Origin of the sequence: Gilliamella sp. B2717, assembly GCF_026536675.1 — a bacterium.
GTDB classification, from domain to species: domain Bacteria; phylum Pseudomonadota; class Gammaproteobacteria; order Enterobacterales; family Orbaceae; genus Gilliamella; species Gilliamella apicola_I.
Genome location: NZ_JAFNNQ010000003.1, coordinates 174,230 through 192,109 on the forward strand (window position 1 = coordinate 174,230; position 17,880 = coordinate 192,109).

At 36.7% G+C, this 17,880-nt stretch carries 14 protein-coding genes; 6 read left to right on the forward strand and 8 right to left on the reverse strand.

The annotated features are described in order from the left end of the window. Positions 1-7: 7 nt before the first annotated feature. Positions 8-457, forward strand: coding sequence for a 50S ribosomal protein L9 (gene rplI, locus J3U35_RS02005; protein WP_267351555.1), 450 nt, complete (start codon positions 8-10; stop codon positions 455-457). A 155-nt stretch (positions 458-612) separates the two neighbouring features. Here rplI and ggt read toward each other — a convergent pair whose 3' ends face one another. The 8 genes from ggt to J3U35_RS02045 form a co-directional block, all read right to left on the reverse strand. Further along, entirely contained in the window at positions 613-2,316 is a 1,704-nt protein-coding gene (ggt, locus tag J3U35_RS02010; RefSeq protein ID WP_267359190.1) for a gamma-glutamyltransferase, read from the reverse strand. A 290-nt stretch (positions 2,317-2,606) separates the two neighbouring features. Next, a complete protein-coding gene (gene celB, locus J3U35_RS02015; protein WP_267359192.1) occupies positions 2,607-3,968 on the reverse strand; it encodes a PTS cellobiose transporter subunit IIC in 1,362 nt (453 codons plus the stop codon). 14 nt (positions 3,969-3,982) lie between these two features. Then, the gene (locus J3U35_RS02020) at positions 3,983-4,474 is read right to left on the reverse strand and encodes a hypothetical protein (protein WP_267359194.1); all 492 of its coding nucleotides are present in this window, start codon (positions 4,472-4,474) and stop codon (positions 3,983-3,985) included. A gap of 12 nt (positions 4,475-4,486) precedes the next feature. Next, positions 4,487-4,828, reverse strand: a complete 342-nt coding sequence (locus tag J3U35_RS02025) for a PTS cellobiose transporter subunit IIA (RefSeq protein WP_267359196.1) — start codon at positions 4,826-4,828, stop codon at positions 4,487-4,489. 2 nt (positions 4,829-4,830) lie between these two features. Then, the gene (locus J3U35_RS02030; RefSeq protein ID WP_267359198.1) at positions 4,831-6,840 is read right to left on the reverse strand and encodes a BglG family transcription antiterminator; all 2,010 of its coding nucleotides are present in this window, start codon (positions 6,838-6,840) and stop codon (positions 4,831-4,833) included. Between the two features lie 150 nt (positions 6,841-6,990). Continuing rightward, positions 6,991-7,308, reverse strand: coding sequence for a PTS cellobiose transporter subunit IIB (locus tag J3U35_RS02035; protein ID WP_267359200.1), 318 nt, complete (start codon positions 7,306-7,308; stop codon positions 6,991-6,993). Between the two features lie 51 nt (positions 7,309-7,359). Further along, positions 7,360-8,796 (reverse strand): 6-phospho-beta-glucosidase, encoded by a 1,437-nt coding sequence (locus J3U35_RS02040; RefSeq protein ID WP_267359201.1) that lies wholly within the window; start codon positions 8,794-8,796, stop codon positions 7,360-7,362. Positions 8,797-9,180: 384 nt separating this feature from the next. Further along, entirely contained in the window at positions 9,181-9,408 is a 228-nt protein-coding gene (locus J3U35_RS02045; RefSeq protein ID WP_220216686.1) for a ChaB family protein, read from the reverse strand. A 556-nt stretch (positions 9,409-9,964) separates the two neighbouring features. On the opposite strand from J3U35_RS02045, the gene J3U35_RS02050 reads away from it, so the two are divergent. From J3U35_RS02050 to J3U35_RS02070, 5 genes are all read left to right on the forward strand, one after another. Continuing rightward, positions 9,965-12,388 (forward strand): type VI secretion system Vgr family protein, encoded by a 2,424-nt coding sequence (locus J3U35_RS02050; RefSeq protein WP_267359203.1) that lies wholly within the window; start codon positions 9,965-9,967, stop codon positions 12,386-12,388. A gap of 24 nt (positions 12,389-12,412) precedes the next feature. Then, complete coding sequence (locus tag J3U35_RS02055; RefSeq protein ID WP_267359205.1) at positions 12,413-13,381, forward strand: DUF4123 domain-containing protein; 969 nt, start codon at positions 12,413-12,415, stop codon at positions 13,379-13,381. Further along, positions 13,378-16,818, forward strand: coding sequence for a T6SS effector BTH_I2691 family protein (locus tag J3U35_RS02060; RefSeq protein WP_267359207.1), 3,441 nt, complete (start codon positions 13,378-13,380; stop codon positions 16,816-16,818). The genes J3U35_RS02055 and J3U35_RS02060 overlap by 4 nt, the downstream gene beginning before the upstream one ends. After that, positions 16,811-17,668: a putative type VI secretion system effector gene (locus J3U35_RS02065; RefSeq protein WP_267359209.1), complete on the forward strand. Its 858-nt coding sequence runs from the start codon at positions 16,811-16,813 to the stop codon at positions 17,666-17,668. The genes J3U35_RS02060 and J3U35_RS02065 overlap by 8 nt, the downstream gene beginning before the upstream one ends. Before the next feature lie 4 nt (positions 17,669-17,672). Next, positions 17,673-17,880 (forward strand): hypothetical protein (locus J3U35_RS02070; protein WP_267359211.1); only part of this gene is annotated, 208 nt, incomplete at its 3' end.

Here is a 17,880-nt window from a genome sequence, read left to right on the forward strand (position 1 = left end):
ACATATAATGCAAATTATTCTACTCGATAAAGTTGCTAATTTAGGCAGCTTAGGTGATCAAGTTAATGTTAAAGCGGGTTATGCGCGTAACTTTTTGATTCCACAAGGTAAAGCAGTACCTGCGACTAAAAAGAATATCGAATTCTTTGAAGCGCGTCGTGCTGAATTAGAAGCAAAACTTGCTGAGACATTAAAAGCCGCTGAAGAGCGCGTTGCTGAAATTAATGCACTTGGTAAAGTGACTATTACTTCTAAAGCTGGTGATGAAGGTCGTTTATTTGGTTCTATCGGTACACGTGATATCGCTGATGCGGTTAAAGCTCGTGGTATTGAAGTATCAAAAAGCGAAGTTCGCTTACCAAATGGTGTATTACGTAACACAGGTGAGTTTGAAGTGTTATTCCAAGTACACAGCGAAGCTTTTGCTAAAGTTATTGTTGAAATTATTGCAGAATAATTATCTTCAAATCGCGATAAAAAGCCCGTCAATGAGACGGGCTTTTTATTTACTTTTTACCATACTTATCTAGAAAAAATCTAAGTTTAATCCTAATCATTGATAGCGCAATTTACCCAACACATTGATTATTCATGTAATCTTAAATTTATCCTCTAATTGACGATAATCGCTTGACCTCTACCACGAATATCTGACACGGCTTCTGGTTTATTATTATGAATTTTAATCACCTGAATATCTCCGCTAAAATCTTGTTGCACGAAGCGATACCCCATGTTTTCTAACTCTTTTTTAAACAAATTCGGTACAGTTGTTTGAAACCGCTCAACAAAAATCACATTGTTCGGCAATAATTGGTGGTGATAACGTACCGCATCCACTGCATCTTTTAATGACATCTTATTATCATAAACATTAGCCACGACTTGAAAAATAGAGGTAAAGATACGCGAACCACCAGGGGTGCCTATCACCATTTCTACATTATTATTTTTGATAAATAGGGTTGGAGACATGGATGACAATGGACGTTTATTGGGTTCGATGGCATTTGCATCATTACCGACCACACCGAATTGATTGGCAATACCGGGCTTGCTACTAAAATCATCCATTTCATTATTAAGTAAAATACCTGTACCCTTGACAACAATAGCCGAACCAAACCAACCATTTAACGTATAAGTATTTGATACTGCATTTCCCCACTTATCAACAATTGAAAAATGCGTTGTTTGTAACTTTTCATGTTGCCAGTCTAAACCCGGTTTCACTTGCTCAGTTTTCGAAATCGCAATAGGATTAACTTGTTTGGCACGTTCAACTAAATATTGTTGATCGATAAGTTTTGCAACGGGGACACTGATAAAATCAGGATCGCCCATGTATTCGGCGCGATCAGCAAAAACACGTTTTTCAATTTCTGCTAATAAATGGATATATTGCGCAGAATTGGGCTTAATATCTTTAAACATATCAGCTAATACTTGCTTCATTAATAATAGTTGAACCAGCCCAATGCCACCGGAACTTGGTGGGGGAGCTGTTACGATTTCCATATCATGCCAATTGGCAATCAAAGGATCACGCCATATAATCTGATAATTTGCTAAATCACATTCAGTAATAAAACCATTATTGTTTTTCATTTGTTGGGCGATCAGTTTGGCTGTTTCCCCTTTATAAAATCCGTCACGACCAAACTGCGCTATTTTATTTAAGACGTTACCTAATTCAGGTTGTTTAAATAGTTTATTGGTTTTCATATTGCCAAAATATTGCTTAAAATAACCGTTGTTTGGCGCAGTCACAACCGCTTCTTGATAACGTTCTATAAGTTGCGGTGGGACAATAAAACCCTCATTAGCAAGGCGAATTGCTGGCGCCATCACTTCTTGCCAGGTTAATTGACCAAAGCGTTGATGAACAGCCCACATACCGGCAACTGTACCCGGTACACCAGAAGCTTGATGAGAATAAAGACTTAAATCAGGGATCACTTCATTATTACTATTTAAAAACATGGTTTTATAGGCATTATGGGGGGCAACTTCACGATAATCGATAAAATAAGGTTTTCCATCCATCCAAAGTGTCATAAATCCACCACCGCCAATATTGCCAGCCTCAGGATAGGTCACGGCAAGGGTAAATGCAGTAGCCACGGCGGCATCGGCTGCATTTCCACCTTTTTCAAGTATTTCCTTCGCTGCCATAGCACCATAATTATCCGGTGAAGCAACTGCACCTGCTTCTAATTTTAGTTGATGAGTTTCAACAGCAAGCACTTGCTGAGATACCAATAAAAACAAAGCAAAACAGCAATACTTAATGAACAGATTTTTCAAATAGGACATACAACACCTCCTGCTAAATACATGATAACTTCCCCCACTTTTGTCGCTAGGCATCGTTATTATTAATGTGAAAAGCGAGTCAAAAATTGAAGTGGAGGAATAGATGAATATAGCATAGAAGATTCATGCATTGAGTAAATTATGTTCAGTGATTGTTAATGGACGTATTGATAATTCAACACAATTTTTAGTTTGCAAAAACTCATCAAAAAAAATCACGATTAATGAATGATTAATCGTGACTTAAATTAACACTTATAAATTGATAAAACGGTTATACTCGTTTATTTTTAATGGGCTTCGCCAACTTTTTGAACATCATCAACAGGTTTGCCTTGCTCTTCTTTAAATAATTTATTGTCATAAAGTTTAACAAACGGAAGATAGATAAATAGCGCTAACATAGCAGACAGTATCGCAACAATGGCCGCCTTATAATCTCCACCTGTCCCGATAAAGGCGCCTAACCCCATTGGTGACGGCCAAGGAACTAAAGCAATGATTGGATTCATAATACCCGAACTAATAGCAAAGTATCCTAACGTTCCACATGCCATTGGCGCTAAAAAGAAAGGTAAAGCTAAATAGGGATTATAAACAATGGGCATACCAAAAATAATCGGCTCATTAATATTAAATATGGCAGGAACAGCGGACGCACGGCCTAAAATTTTTAACTGGCTTGATTTAGCAAAAAAAGCAATAAAAAACGTCATTAACAGTGTCGAACCTGAGCCACCTAAAATGACTAATGAATTATTAAATTCCCCCGCGAATGGAATATGTGCACCTGCGGTATTTTCGGTCATATTGGCTAACATAATTGGCGTAATAAACGCCCCAATAATGCTTGCCCCGTGAATACCTACAACCCATAATGCATGGATTAAAAAAAGAATAACCATAATCCCTAACCAACTTTTGGTTAAGTTAGTCACAAACGTAAACGGAATACTGACAATATCAAAGATATCTGTCCCCATAAACACTAAAAAGCCATTTAAAATAATGATACAAAAAGCAATAACAAACGTTGGAATCAACGCGGTAAAGGAGCGTGAAACACCTAATGGTACGGTTTCGGGCATTTTAACAACCCAATTTCGTCTGACACATAAAAAATAAAGATGCGTGGCGACTATTGCCATGACAATAGCAATAAAGATCCCCGATGTGCCTAAGCGAAACACGAAAGGTGTTAAACGTAGACCATTAAACACAAGGTTACTTTGATCACTGAGTAATGTAATCACTCCATTTTGCATGACTAATTCCGGTAAAGTCATAAAAAATGCAAAAGCCGATAACATTGCACCGTTAAGGGCATTCACTTTTAAACCTGTCTCTTCCGCTTCAATTTTTGTTAATTCATAGCCCACAACAAAATTAAAATAGAGCGCTAAAATACCGATTGTAGCGGTATTGGCAATCATATACAGATCACTGACCCGAAAAAACGTATTTTCAAAAAAACCTTCTAAACCCGTGAATGTCATTGGCAAGGTATTAAAAACTAAAAACATAGAGCCAACAATTGAAAAAGGTACTGATGCCATACCGGCAGCCATTACCGCACGCACAATTTTAAATTGTGATATTTTTGCCATTGGTGTCATTAAATACTTTTGTAAAAACACAAATCCGGTATTCATTTTGTTTTCCTCATCTAATTAATAATTTCTTCATAAGCTTGGATTCGTTTAAAATGTTTATCCTCGTTACGTTGAATTTTTGCCAATCTTTTAAGCATTAAAAAAGCCATTACACCACTCCCAATTAGTAGCTCCATGATCGTATTTAAAACAGATTGCGAATCTTTTAAAAATGGAAAAAAGAGATGAAATAAAGATGTATAAAGGGTGATAACTAACACGCCACACATTAAAAGCATCATTTGAAAAAATAACTTAGCAAATGGCAGAGAGTTATCATGATTGCGATAAAGCTTTACTTGTTCAAAAGCGGTTAATGCACCCAAAATAAAAAGCGTAATAGGCAAAATAGCGGTGTAAGACTTCGAGCCAAGCAAAAAAACAGCCCAGTAAAGATTCAAAAATAGCAAAAAAGCAGTCGAGTAACGAATCGTTAAAAAACGATTAAAATAAAGATTAGTTAAACTCAATTTTTTAGACTTATCTAATTGGGCGTTTATCATCATTGCTTAACCTCTTTAGTGAGCCGATAGCTGATCACATTTTTGATATAAAAATGACATCTCAATTGCAATTTCACGCATTGTCATGGTTGTCATTAAATGGTCTTGAGCATGCACCATAATAATTTCCATTTCGATTTGCATACCATTGGCATAAGATTGCAGTAATTCGGTTTGAGATTGATGGGCTGCTAAAATTTCATGATTAGCCTCTTCAAGAAGTTGATTAGCCTGGTCAAACTTGGCTGTTCGCATTGCCTGAAAGGCTTCATGGATTTTGGTTTTGGCATTGCCACTATGCAAAATAATATTAAAAGCGACTAGTTGAATATCTTCTGAGCTCATTTTTGAAATCATTGTTACGCTCCCTTTTCTATAAGTTTAATAAACAGTGATTTAAATTCGGAAAAAGTTTGGCATTGTAATAACTGGTGTTGCATCGCTGAGTCATCAATCAAATTGACGATTGCTTTTGTCATCATTGCTAAAGAAGGATTTTGATAAACAGACGGTGAAATAAGAAAAATAAAGCGAATATCAGGGTGATATTTATCCCAATAGACACCATGAGGAATCAGCGCAATCCCCATTTTAGATAATCTTCCGACAGGAACAGCAGGATGCGGTACCACAATGTTAGGACTAAAAAAGATATCTCCTAACGCCATTCGTTTAGCCATTTGTTTAATCATCTTTGATTTATAACAACAGGCTTCATTGACCGCTAAACGCTCCAATAAAAGATCTAAAATATCGTCTTTCATTAATGGACATTGGCAAAAATAAAAGTAATCAGCTGTCACCTCTTCAACGACTTGCTCAAGATAGGACAAATGATTTTTTTCATTGACGATATGAATCGATGACATCGTGTTCAGATTGGATGAAGTTATGACATGACGTGAAGAAAGATAACGCCGAATTTTTTGCACATCTTCTTCAGTAAAAAAGACAGAAACATGAAAAACCGGAATTTTAAAGACTTTGGCAGAAAGATCGACTGAAGAGATAATAAAATCCACTTCGTTTAACAGGTCGGGTTCAATTTCATAATAGCCTCGGGTATCAATAATTTTAATACGCTCATCAAATTCACACTCGACCCGATTTTTTAAAAGCTGAGCGCTACCCAATCCGGTTGCACAAATAATTAATACTCTCATTTTTTGCGCATTTTTCAGTTTTTCAACCGAAGCCAAAAAGTGCAGGGCTAAATAACCCCATTCATCATCAGAAACAGTTAACTTAGTTAGATTAGGGAGTTGTTTAAAATAGTGCTTAACTAAGTCAAATAATTCGGGCGAGCAGGTTTTGATCTCATTCAGTAATGGATTTTCAAGTTTGATATTTTGCGCTAACCTTACTAACATCGGTTTTAAATGTTGAACCAAGCCATTTTTTAATTGCTCATCTTTCAAAAATTGATAGCCTGTTTCAAGCTGAATCTTAAGTAATAAATCGGTTAACATTAAGCTGAGTTGCGCATCTAAATCTTGTTGGATAAAGTTAGATTTACTCATCAAATGCAAGGTTAAATACATCTGTTCTTCTTTCGGAAAAGCAAAACCAATTACTGTCTCAATGCGATGAATTATTTTTTTCGCAACGTGAAATTCCAATGAACTTTTAGTTGTTTCTGGCATATCCAAATTTTGAATGGTCAGACCAGATTGTAAACGTTTAATGCTTAAAGAAAGATGCAACACAATATTTTGCATCATCACATCGGACAATTTTATGTTTGCTTCACGACACTCATCTAAAATAATAATGGTTAACGTGTCAAAACTGATTGCATCACTAAACTTATTTAAATAAGTTAAACGCTGCAAAAAGTTGATGGATTCTTCATGAAAAAAATAGCTCATAATAAAATGACGTTTGGCTTTTTCTGCACCGTCCACATAAAACAGCCGTTTATTTTTCTTTAAAGTCAGTTCGAAGGGTTGAAGCTGATTTTTTATTTCCAACATATCTTTATTGAGTTGTGATGAACTAATAAATAACTGTTCGGATAATGCTTCAATATCGATTTTTTGACATTCCAGTAATAGCAGATTAAGAATATAGTGTTTGCGGTGACAGACTTCTCGTATATTGGCTTGTTCTTCATGTCGATCTAATAAATGATGTTCAATCAAAAACGAATTAAACGCCGTTCTATCCAAGATTTGCAATTGATAACCATAGCCTTGTTTACTTACAATTTTGGCGCCATTACATTCAATCAATGCTTTTAAATCGTTAAGATAAGTACGAACAGTTCTATCGGATAATGATAACTTAGTTGCCAGCAACGCACTGCTTTTAAACTGATTTTTTGAGCCGACTAATAGGCTAATAAGATCGCGTTGTTTATTTTTAATCATTATCATCCACACCTATAATAGCTAAAAAGATAAAGAATAGTGTGGTTGCTTTAGTTTGCTAATCAGACACACTCTAAGCAACATCGCTGGGCGCCGACCCTAAAACGGTCAAAAACGGCGCCCAATACTGAAAACAGCAATGATTTAAAATTATTGGATATTTTCCTCAATCAATTTCGCTAATTGTTCAATACCCGAAGGGGTAGGGATATAAGCTTGAAAAGGAATACTGACAACAGGCTTACCGACTTCATCGCCCAATTTTTTGAATTTATCTAACATCATCGTCGTTTGTGGACTAATTAAAAACAGGGAAAAATCACTATTTTTAATCATATTACTGCCTTCGGTTGCTGAAACAGCATCAACTGAAATCGCCTTATTTTTATTGGTAAAATATTCGGTTGCTTTTTTTGCCATTAACGATGAAGACATACCCGCAGCACAAATAATTAACGCTTTTTTCATAGCTTCTCCTAAAAAGTTGTTATCCATAAAATGGGTTATAAATCAAAATTTTTATAAAACTTCACCATTTGACTCAATCACTTTTTTGTACCATGCAAATGAATCTTTGCGACTACGTTTTAACGTGCCATTCCCTTTGTTGTCCTTATCGACATAAATAAAACCATAACGTTTTTCCATTTCGCCCGTACCTGCTGAAACTAAATCGATACAGCCCCAAGGGGTATAGCCCATTAAGTCAACACCGTCTTGCAAAACAGCTAACTTCATTTGCTTGATGTGTTCACGCAAATATTCAATACGATAATGATCATGTACTGCCCCATTAGCCTCGACTTTGTCATAAGCCCCAAAACCATTTTCCACGATAAATAACGGCAAATGATACATATCTGTAAACCAATTTAATGCGTATCGCAATCCTTCAGGATCGATTTGCCAACCCCAATCCGATTTTTTGACGTATTGATTACCGATCAAATCGGTTTTTTCATTAAATTCATAACGATCGTTGCCTGCTTTATGCCTGATCGCATTGGACATATAATAACTAAAGCCAATATAATCGACGGTGCCGTTTGCCAGTACCTCTAAGTCTTGGCTGGTTACATCTAACTTAAAGCCTTTATGTTGCCAATATTTGATAATATGATTTGGATATTGACCATGAACATGCACATCGGCAAAAAAGTATTTACGTTCCATGACTTTTTGCGCCATTAATATATCACTCGGCTTACAGGTTTCGGGGTAGATAGGTACAAAAGCAATCATACAACCGATTTGAAAATCGGGATTGATCGCATGACCAATTTGCACGGCTTTAGCACTGGCAACTAACTCATAATGAGCCGCTTGATACATAATTTCTTCACGATTATCGCCTGCTTGATAATAAATCCCTGAATTGGTAAATGGCGCAAAATCCTCATCAAAGTTGGCTTGATTATTAATTTCATTAAACGTCATCCAATATTTGACTTTATCTTTATAACGATCAAAACACACTTCGGCAAAACGAACGAAAAAATCGATTAATTTTCGATTACGAAATCCACCGTATTCGGTGACTAAATAATAAGGCAATTCAAAATGTGAAAGGGTGACAACTGGCTCAATATTATATTTTAAACATTCATCGAAAAGATCATCATAAAACTTCAAGCCTTCTTCATTTGGCGCAAGCTCATCACCTTTAGGAAAGATCCGTGTCCAAGCAATCGACGTTCTAAAACATTTAAAGCCCATTTCGGCAAAAAGTTTAATGTCGTCTTTATAATGATGATAAAAGTCGATGGCTTCATGATTAGGATAATACTCACCTTCAATAATTCCTTCGGTAATTTTACGATAACTTTTTGGCGAACCAACGGTCATGACATCGGCAACACTTATTCCTTTTCCACCCGCTTGCCAAGCCCCTTCTAACTGATGAGCAGCAACCGCTCCTCCCCATAAAAAATCTTTTGGTAAACCTTTATTATTCATAATCAAGCACCTATGTTTGTTGACGATTCAAATTTAGTATAAAAGGAAAAATAAAGAATTACTAACCAACATTTTCCGTATTGATAAGGAAAATATCAGTGCAATATGGCAGGTTTAGCAAAACAGCAAATACAAGAAAGGAAAAAATAAAACATGAGGAAAATAAATTAATTATAGTTGCCAGATATCAACCACAACGCTAAAAGAAATTCACACTATATATTGATCATCACAATAGAAATCGGTATTAACCATAAAGGAGTCTATTTGACTGAGTAAGAGCTTCAGATTTGACAAAATATCACACTAGATTGAACATATGAATAAGCCAACTATCATAGTTGGCTTTTGTATTGTTCTAATACTCAAATCATATTGATAATATTATTTAGCTACCCATTTGCCGTTTTCATCTTTATGATAAAGTTTTTCAACTGCCGACCAAGCAACACGAAAGGCGACTTGCTCAGGCGGACTATTGTCTCGGCGTTTTTTCGGATCTTGGTATTCCTTAATCGCACTATTAAATGCCTCTTTAAATATATCTTGAGCATGTTCTGGCAGTACATGACGTACGGATTCAGGTAAATCATTGCGTGTTTTGTATGGCATATCATATCCCCTTTAAAAATGAATTATACATAATTGCAAAATTAATGGTGGGTAAATAGCGTCTGAAAAAGATTACTGAACATTAGAGTTTTACGCATTTAATACAATAAGGAATTAACAAAAAATAATCAATCATAATCTCTAAACCGATGTATGAAAGTATTTAAATATGTTTCCATTGACAATAAAACCACAAATTACATCGATACTACACAATGTTAAAAACACAGTTTTCCCCAAAAATTAGGTTTAATTAAATACCAATATCTCACCTAATTAAATATTAAATGACGACTATTAAGTAAAATTAACTAAGTAACCACATTAACGTCTAATGTAAATTTACAATAACAATGTACAAATTGATTGATAAATTAAGTAATCAACCAATGAAACCACTAATCTATATTATTAATTTATTGGTTGATTTATCACTAAAAAAAAGGTAATTTATAAACTTATTGATTACTCATTAATCTTTTTTTGCATTTAATAACTTTAATAAATATTTACAAACATTATTTTGTGTGGGATATGCTTTGTAAGGAATACTCGGATGTCAATTTCAAATCAGTCTTTGCTTAATCTAGTTTCTGCCGGTCTTAATGCCTTTAACGGTAGTGACACTTCTCAAAATCGTTACATTCTTAAGCTTGATAAATCCAGCGAATTAGATGATATTTCCATTTATTCGGTCGACCTTCAAGAACAGCTCGATAACCTGTGGCAATATACCATTATATTTACGACCGCTAACCGCTCACTGTCAACCGATGCAATCTTAAAACAACCGGCATCGTTTTCGTTTTTACCGGCGTCAATGAATGCACTGGTTGGTGGAATAAGTTCACTGGATAAACGACCGTCAACACGCACCGTTCATGGCGTGGTAACCGAGTTTAGTTTACTGTCGACCAGTAAAGATGAAGCCCGCTATCAAATCGTGTTACAACCTAAATTAGCCTTATTAAACAACAATATAGGTTGTGCCATATATCAAAATCAAAGTGTTGTTAGTGTGGTGGAATCAATCTTACGCCAACATGGTTTTACTGGCATAGACTACCGCTTAGAATTAATGCAAACCTACCCGATAAGAGAGCTGATAACGCAGTGGAAAGAAAGTGATTTAAACTTTATCTTGCGCTTACTGGCAGATGTCGGGATATGGCTACGTTTTGAAACGCATGCTGAACATCATTGTGGGGTGATTGTACTGGGGGATGAACAACAAGCCTTTACCAAACATGGCAGCATACTATACCAGACCCCAAGCGGAATGGGAGACCGCAGTTGTGACAGCATATGGGCATTATCGCAAACCACGCACACTACATTACAAACTGTCACAGTAAACGATTACAATTATCGTCAGGCAAAAGATAACATGCTATCGACTGCCAACACGGCTGTCAATTCAACCACGACATATGGTAACGATTACCGATACGATGAACATTACAAAAACCGACGACAAGACAAAGAAGAAAATGTCGTAGAAAGTGGGGAATGGTATGCCAAAATTCGGCATCAGCAGGCAATCAGCCACCAACAGATTATTTATGGATATTGTAATGATTTTACGCTGGCACCGGGTCAACAGGTGTTTATCGAAAACAGTCCTTTAGATAACATTAAAGACGGCGTAATCATCTTAACCACACGGGGCAGGGGAGACCGCAGTCAACCTTATCGAATCGAATTTACGGCAATACCGTTTAATGTATTAATTCCTTACCGCCCACAAGTGTTACCTTTTCCGGAAATAAAAGGGACACTACCGGCCAGAGTGACCAGTCCTGACAATGATACGTATGGTTATATTGATATACACGGTCGTTATCGGGTCAAGTTTAACTTCGACTTAGCACAGTGGCGCAGTGGTGAAGAAAGTTTATGGGTCAGACTGGCGCGAAGTTATGCCGGCAATCAATATGGCTTCCATTTTCCGCTAATTGACGGCACAGAAGTTGCCATAGCCTTTACCAATGGCAACCCTGACCGCCCGTATATTGCGCATGCTTTGCATGACAGTGCGCACCCCGACCATGTGACGACAATAAACAAACACCGTAATGTGATTCGTACCCCAACCAATAACAAGTTACGTATGGATGACAAACGGGGGCAAGAGCATATCAAGCTGGCGACCGAATACGGTAAAACACAACTCAATATCGGGCATCTTGTTAACAATAACAAAGAGCAACGGGGGGAAGGGTTTGAACTGCGTACCGATGAATGGGGGGCGATTGCGGCGAATCGAGGATTGTATTTGACCAGTCAGACCGAGCCGAAAGCGCAAGGCAAACAACTGGATATGCAAGGGGCAATTGCCGAACTGGAAAATGCGTTATCGATAGCTAAGGCACTCCAAAATGCGGCGGAACAAGCACAAAGTCATGCGCCAGATGTTGATTCACAACAACAATTACAAAGTTCGTTAAAAGACATGAATCAATCGGGGATACTTGCTTATGCCCAACAAGGCATAGCGTTAACCAGTCCTGAAAATATCCAGCTTACCAGTGCCAACAGTGTAACGGTCACAACGTCAAACCAGACGGATATCACGGCATTAAAAAATATTACCATATCCACATCAGAAGCGATTAGCTTACTGGCACAAAAATCGGGGATGAAAGTGTTTGCCAATCAAGGTGATATCGATGTACAAGCCCAAAACGACCAAATAGCCTTGGCGGCAAAACAAGATATACAAATAAACAGTGTTGAGAGCAACGTTGAGTTTGCCGCAGCGCAAGACATGACATTTGTTTGTGGCGGCTCGTACATTAAAATCAGCAAGGCAGGGATTGAACTCGGCTCGCCAGATAACGTTTATCTTAAATGTAATGCAATGCAAAAAATGTCACCAAATAGCATGAATCACTCCGGTCAGTTAAGTGATTCTGTCGATTGTCAGGGAACACAAGGGCAACAAGTGAAAGATCAAACGGGTTGTTTTAGTCTGGATTAATCAAAATAAAGGAATGTTGTAAAAATGCTAAAGTGTGGGCAAACGCCGATTGATTTAACATCAATATCAGAACAAGCAATGAATATTGCAAAGCAACTGATCGATGTTTCACGGGATTATAAAAACCGTTGCTTAGTGATACTGGATCCCTTTTTAAACCCGATTAACGAAGCGTTTATGCAGTATTATCAATTTCGAGTTCGTTTATATAAGATTCCAATCTATCATCAATCCGTTTTATCAAAAAGGTATCCATGGTTAATTGAACTTGATCTGACGGATAAATATGAACATGCCGTATTAACCTATATGGTAGATAAAGCATTAAAACAATTAACCCCACAATCTATTGCATCGGGTCGAGGTCAACAATATTGTGCTTGGTTATTTAGTTCAGAAAAAACCAAATCCATAATACATCAACTAAGTAACATGACCTTACAACTAAATAACAAAATACTGTTACGTTATTACGATCCAGCTGTGTTTTTTCAGTTGTTACATCTACTCAATCCTGCTCAAAAAAGCCGGTTATTCGGCATTATAGAGATGTGGGCAGTATTAAATCGGCAGGGTGAATTAAACATTCACCAAAATGAAGGCGAAATTCATTCTAACTATAACGGCGAACTGCTTATTACCCATGAACAGTATCAACAACTGCAATGTATTGGAATTAATAACATGCTTATCCAAGCAGACAAATTAACCAATCCTCAAAAAAATACAGATGAAATTGAAAATCTACAAACTATTATGCCTTGTCTGCTCCGTTTGAAGGCAAAAAAAATTGAGGATAATGACTTTCATTTGGAGTGGGCAAAATTAGCGCTAAGATTTGGTAAAGATTTTGATATCGCTTCACACATTGATGAAATAATTAAAGATTTATCAACGGTAAGTGAATATATTCCAATATTAAAAAAATTACAAGCTATAAGCCTTCAAGATTGGCAAACATTAGCGTTAAAAAACAAGGAAGAAAATGTATGACAGATTCGAATAAAACATCAAATTGTGGATGCCAAACACAGGGGATTGCAATATTACCGGTTAGATACACCGTTGTGCCTAAATACCTAAAAAGTGCCCAACCCCATTGGGCAAACTCATCAAATGTAATCAATTTACCCTTATCTGAAGGTTATCAGTATCATGTAAGAACATTACGTGAAGGTTTTTTATACCTTTATATACCCGACAAACTGGGTAGCAAATGGCAAATCTATTCGATTGATAGTAAAGGACATATAATTAAACAATCTTCACCTAGTGCCGCTCAACCGATTGCTGACTCAGAACAAAATTCGGATTATCATTGTCCTGAAGTAAAATCCAATCCATGTCATGATGCGTTTATCACTTTAGCTTATCCTGAACACTTAACCAAAGTCTATTTTGCTTTTAGTGAATACAAATGGTCGGATAACACCATCCAAAAATACGAAAACAATCCCGAACAACGCATGCAAATGATTGACCTTTCACAATGGGAAGGTAACGCCGAAAGTGCAACCACGGCTAACCTAAGCAATATACAAAGTATATTAGACTTTGATCCTAACGTGGACAGAGAACAACTGCCTTATGATGAAAATCGACAGCTTATTTTCAGTAAAGATAATAAACATGGTCAAAATTGGGTAACATTTCCTGACAAGTTTAGCCAAAGTCGTGACAAACAATACCAATTTGACAAAACACTATTAGATAAAAATAGCACGTGTGAACCGTGGGGGCGATTAACATCGGATTCAAGCGAACACCTAGCCAAAACGCTAGCCAAATATAGCCCAAGCAAAAAACCCATGATTATTGCTATTGAAGATCCGATTGGCGTCACAACCGAACTCAATGGTTATTATAACGACGCTTATGTCAGGGTTTTACAATTTCAACAAGAACGCCGACAAGAATATGAAGCCTTAGCCTGTATTGAACATGGAAAACATTTAGCAGGGTTAAAAAAATTTTCCGATGATTATTCTTTTCCACCTGAAGAATATTATCATATACAACATATCATGAAATCAGGCAAAATAGATGACAACCCTGATAAACCCATGACCAATACCCGTAATGGATTGCTAGCATTAATCCGTAATGAACTATATGGTAAAGCAGGCAGCTATAATTATTTTCACGAGTTTGAAAGTTTTTGTACTGCAGATATAAAAAGTCCTTTGCCTCAACTGACTATTTATGACATGTATGTTAATAGCGAAGCACTTAAAGCTTCAAGAGGACAGCAAGTCCTTCATAGACCGGGTGAAGCTGAAAAAATCGAAGAACTTCAATTAAATTTAGTACAAAAATATAAAGACACCCTTAAAGACTTTTATAGCCAAGAATCGGCGTTGAAAGCAAAACGCGAAATCGATACTCAAAAATTTTTAAAAAAATATGATGACTTGGTCAATACTAAGCCTTTTGAAGACAGACAAAAAGAGTTACTCGAATTAGTCGACAAAAAATACCAAAGCCGTTCAAAACAGCTGATTACTTGGATTAAAGATAGCAATTTTTATTCCACCGCCTACCATGATCTTGACGGTAACAAACTTTATGAGTTGGACGAAGATTTTCATCCTAAAATCAAAGAATATAAGCAAACATTTGAAAACGTGCTTCAAGACTCCCTTAAGCATAATGAAATCACGCCAGACGACTTAGAAGAACTTAGAAAAGTAAATATCGAAGGCATAATATTTTTATTTACCATTACTAATGTGACTCAAGGGCTAGAATTATGTGAACAGGGTAAAGCTTTTTTAGACGCCTTTACAAATTTAGATTATGCCAAAACGACAGATGACAACGTCAACGGCATGTTATGGCGAATGTTTGCTTATCATAATGATGATATGCAAAGCATGATCAACCAAGTCTTGAACGAAGCCGCAAAGCCAGAAAACAAATCTGTTGTTGAAATGTCAGTTGATCTATTGATGGAAAAGCTTCATCACCTACCTTTTAATAAAATAGCCTTAAAATATAAAAAAGTACATGATGTGCTGTTGACCTTGGGCGAGCTTAAACGTAATGATCCATTGGGTCGAATAAAAGAAAACTTGTTTTCGGTTAAACTGATGGGCATTCCAATCACCATTAAAATCAAAGGGTTGACAAGCGGTGAATTAAGAACGCTGAAACAAACAAAATTACTGCAACCCATTTTTGACCGCGTTGCTAACTCGTTATACCATGCCAGTACGGTAATATATAAAGCCTTATCATTAACCACAGCTGGGGTATTAAAAACAACGGCGATAACTTATTTACATTTAGAATTTCAACTCATTGCCGGATTGATTAATTTAGACCCGGGGCCTAATTTAGGCACAGCAAAAGTACCCCTGTATCATCCTCGTTGGAAGCTTGCCACCCGAATGGCGGTGAACAAAGCCCGAACACTATTAAATGACGCTATCGTTAGCTTGGACAGACGTCTTAATATTTTGTTTAATCGCACGTTGTCACAAAATAAAGCCAATAAAGTGTTTGATTTTATTTTTAGAGCCAGCGATGCCGACCCGGGGATATCAAAAACCCTTTCAAGGTCACTTAAATCGATGCGCATGTCAGCCGTAGTTGCCATGTTCGAACTGTATAACTTTAATTCGATCAGTAAAACCAATCCTAATCTGGAACAGGATGAATTTTATAGTAACTTAAAAACTTCAGCCGGTTTTGCCTTAGCGGCAGCATCGTTTGAACTTATGGCAATGATCACCGCCGTGTCTAAAGGCATGCGCAATGTATTTTTTAGTTTAGGTAAAGCATTATCAGGGGTATTAGGGGGGATTGCATCTTTTTGTATGATTCCTATAGATTATTATAAATTAAGAGAAAGTGACAGTATATCTTTAAGTATTTTATTGGGATTAAAAGTATTCTTGTTATTTGTGATAGGGGGAGCTACTTCACTTGTAGGATTATCTTATCATTTTATCTGGTGTCGAAGTTTTTTAACTTCAAAAACAATGTTAACTATTTTTGAAATCGTTGGAAACCGTATCGGTGTTAAAAAAGTGGCTTCGATTGCGGCTGTGCGGTTAGTCTTGATGCGATCAGCGGGTTGGTTAGGACTGGCGCTTATGGCATTTGATTTTGCCATTGATTATTTTAGCGATGATAACTTTGAAACCTGGTTAAAACGCTGTGCCCTGCGCACCGATAAATATTTAATGCCACATAATAAATTCAAAATTTATCAAACGCCCGAACAACAAAGCTCAGCTTATCAAAATGATGTATTAAAGGATATGTTTAATATTGACGATAAGCCACCAACTGATAACAATCAATCAAGTGAAGACAATACGCATAACAATCAATCCAATAAAGACAATACCAACAGTATTGGCGTTGACGAAGCATTAGCACTAATAGAAGAAGATTTACAGAAAAGGGGGTTTTTACATGTCTAAACGGTATAGCCTGTTAAAAGGCACAGTCAGCCAGCTACAAATTATCGATGACCCAAAAGAGATAGGCTCGAATAATGTTGGCTTAATCGCCATGATAGGATCGCTGATTACTGGGGCGTTTGGCGTGGCGGCTGCCTTATTGACCACGCTGTCAGTGGGTAGCATCACCTTAGAAGGCAAAAAATTTAGTTGCTATGTCGGGCGTAAATTTGTTGAAGGCAAATTAACCCATATTAGTTTTAAAAATGGCGATTATGTGGAAATGGTCGTAGATAAAAGTGATGATAACCAGTATCAATCGTATGCGGTTCGAATCCCTAAAACCCATGCTTTATATTTTCCTCGTTCAGTAAATATGCCAACTTTACTTCGGTTGAAGTATTTAACTATAGGGGTTGGTGTAATTTCTTTGCTAATTTATATATTTTTTATAATTTTGCTCATCACATCTACTGGTTTAGATGAATATTTTTTTTACAATTTGTTTGTTTTTGCTTTGTCTACTTTAATTGGTTTTTTCATTATTTTAATTATGCTTTTTTTAATAACAGGTGGTTGTTACTCTTTTATCGGTAATCGCATTTTTGCCGCCTTGGGCTATCCCAAACCTTGGTTACATAATACGTTAGATGAACATTTACGTTTTAAAAAATTAAACCGTTCGGGCGATCCTGAGCTGTATGATGATCCCCAAACCCCCGAATTTGAACGCATCAAAATACATGATCGTAATGCCACTTATTACTGCCGAACGCCAATCGTACCGGATTGGGTCGAGGTGATTGATGAACGGGGTTTTACGCCTGATATTAATAATCAACCACCTAAATTAAATCATACGGAACAGTAACAGTATGGTTAAACGGTATAGTATTTTAAAAGGCACAGTCAGCCAGCTACAAATCATTGATGACCCAAAAGAGCTAGGTTCGGATAATAATGTCGGCTTAATCGCCATGATAGGGGCGCTGATTACCGGGGCGTTTGGCGTGGCGGCCGCCTTATTGACCACGCTGTCAGTGGGCAGCATTACCTTAGAAGGCAAAAAATTCAGTTGCTATG

Bases quoted from the DNA above. Each gene is read 5' to 3' on its own strand.
- rplI (WP_267351555.1), top strand. From the start codon at position 8: ATGCAAATTATTCTACTCGATAAAGTTGCTAATTTAGGCAGCTTAGGT.
- ggt (WP_267359190.1), bottom strand. From the start codon at position 2,316: ATGTCCTATTTGAAAAATCTGTTCATTAAGTATTGCTGTTTTGCTTTG.
- celB (WP_267359192.1), bottom strand. From the start codon at position 3,968: ATGAATACCGGATTTGTGTTTTTACAAAAGTATTTAATGACACCAATG.
- J3U35_RS02020 (WP_267359194.1), bottom strand. From the start codon at position 4,474: ATGATGATAAACGCCCAATTAGATAAGTCTAAAAAATTGAGTTTAACT.
- J3U35_RS02025 (WP_267359196.1), bottom strand. From the start codon at position 4,828: ATGATTTCAAAAATGAGCTCAGAAGATATTCAACTAGTCGCTTTTAAT.
- J3U35_RS02030 (WP_267359198.1), bottom strand. From the start codon at position 6,840: ATGATTAAAAATAAACAACGCGATCTTATTAGCCTATTAGTCGGCTCA.
- J3U35_RS02035 (WP_267359200.1), bottom strand. From the start codon at position 7,308: ATGAAAAAAGCGTTAATTATTTGTGCTGCGGGTATGTCTTCATCGTTA.
- J3U35_RS02040 (WP_267359201.1), bottom strand. From the start codon at position 8,796: ATGAATAATAAAGGTTTACCAAAAGATTTTTTATGGGGAGGAGCGGTT.
- J3U35_RS02045 (WP_220216686.1), bottom strand. From the start codon at position 9,408: ATGCCATACAAAACACGCAATGATTTACCTGAATCCGTACGTCATGTA.
- J3U35_RS02050 (WP_267359203.1), top strand. From the start codon at position 9,965: ATGTCAATTTCAAATCAGTCTTTGCTTAATCTAGTTTCTGCCGGTCTT.
- J3U35_RS02055 (WP_267359205.1), top strand. From the start codon at position 12,413: ATGCTAAAGTGTGGGCAAACGCCGATTGATTTAACATCAATATCAGAA.
- J3U35_RS02060 (WP_267359207.1), top strand. From the start codon at position 13,378: ATGACAGATTCGAATAAAACATCAAATTGTGGATGCCAAACACAGGGG.
- J3U35_RS02065 (WP_267359209.1), top strand. From the start codon at position 16,811: ATGTCTAAACGGTATAGCCTGTTAAAAGGCACAGTCAGCCAGCTACAA.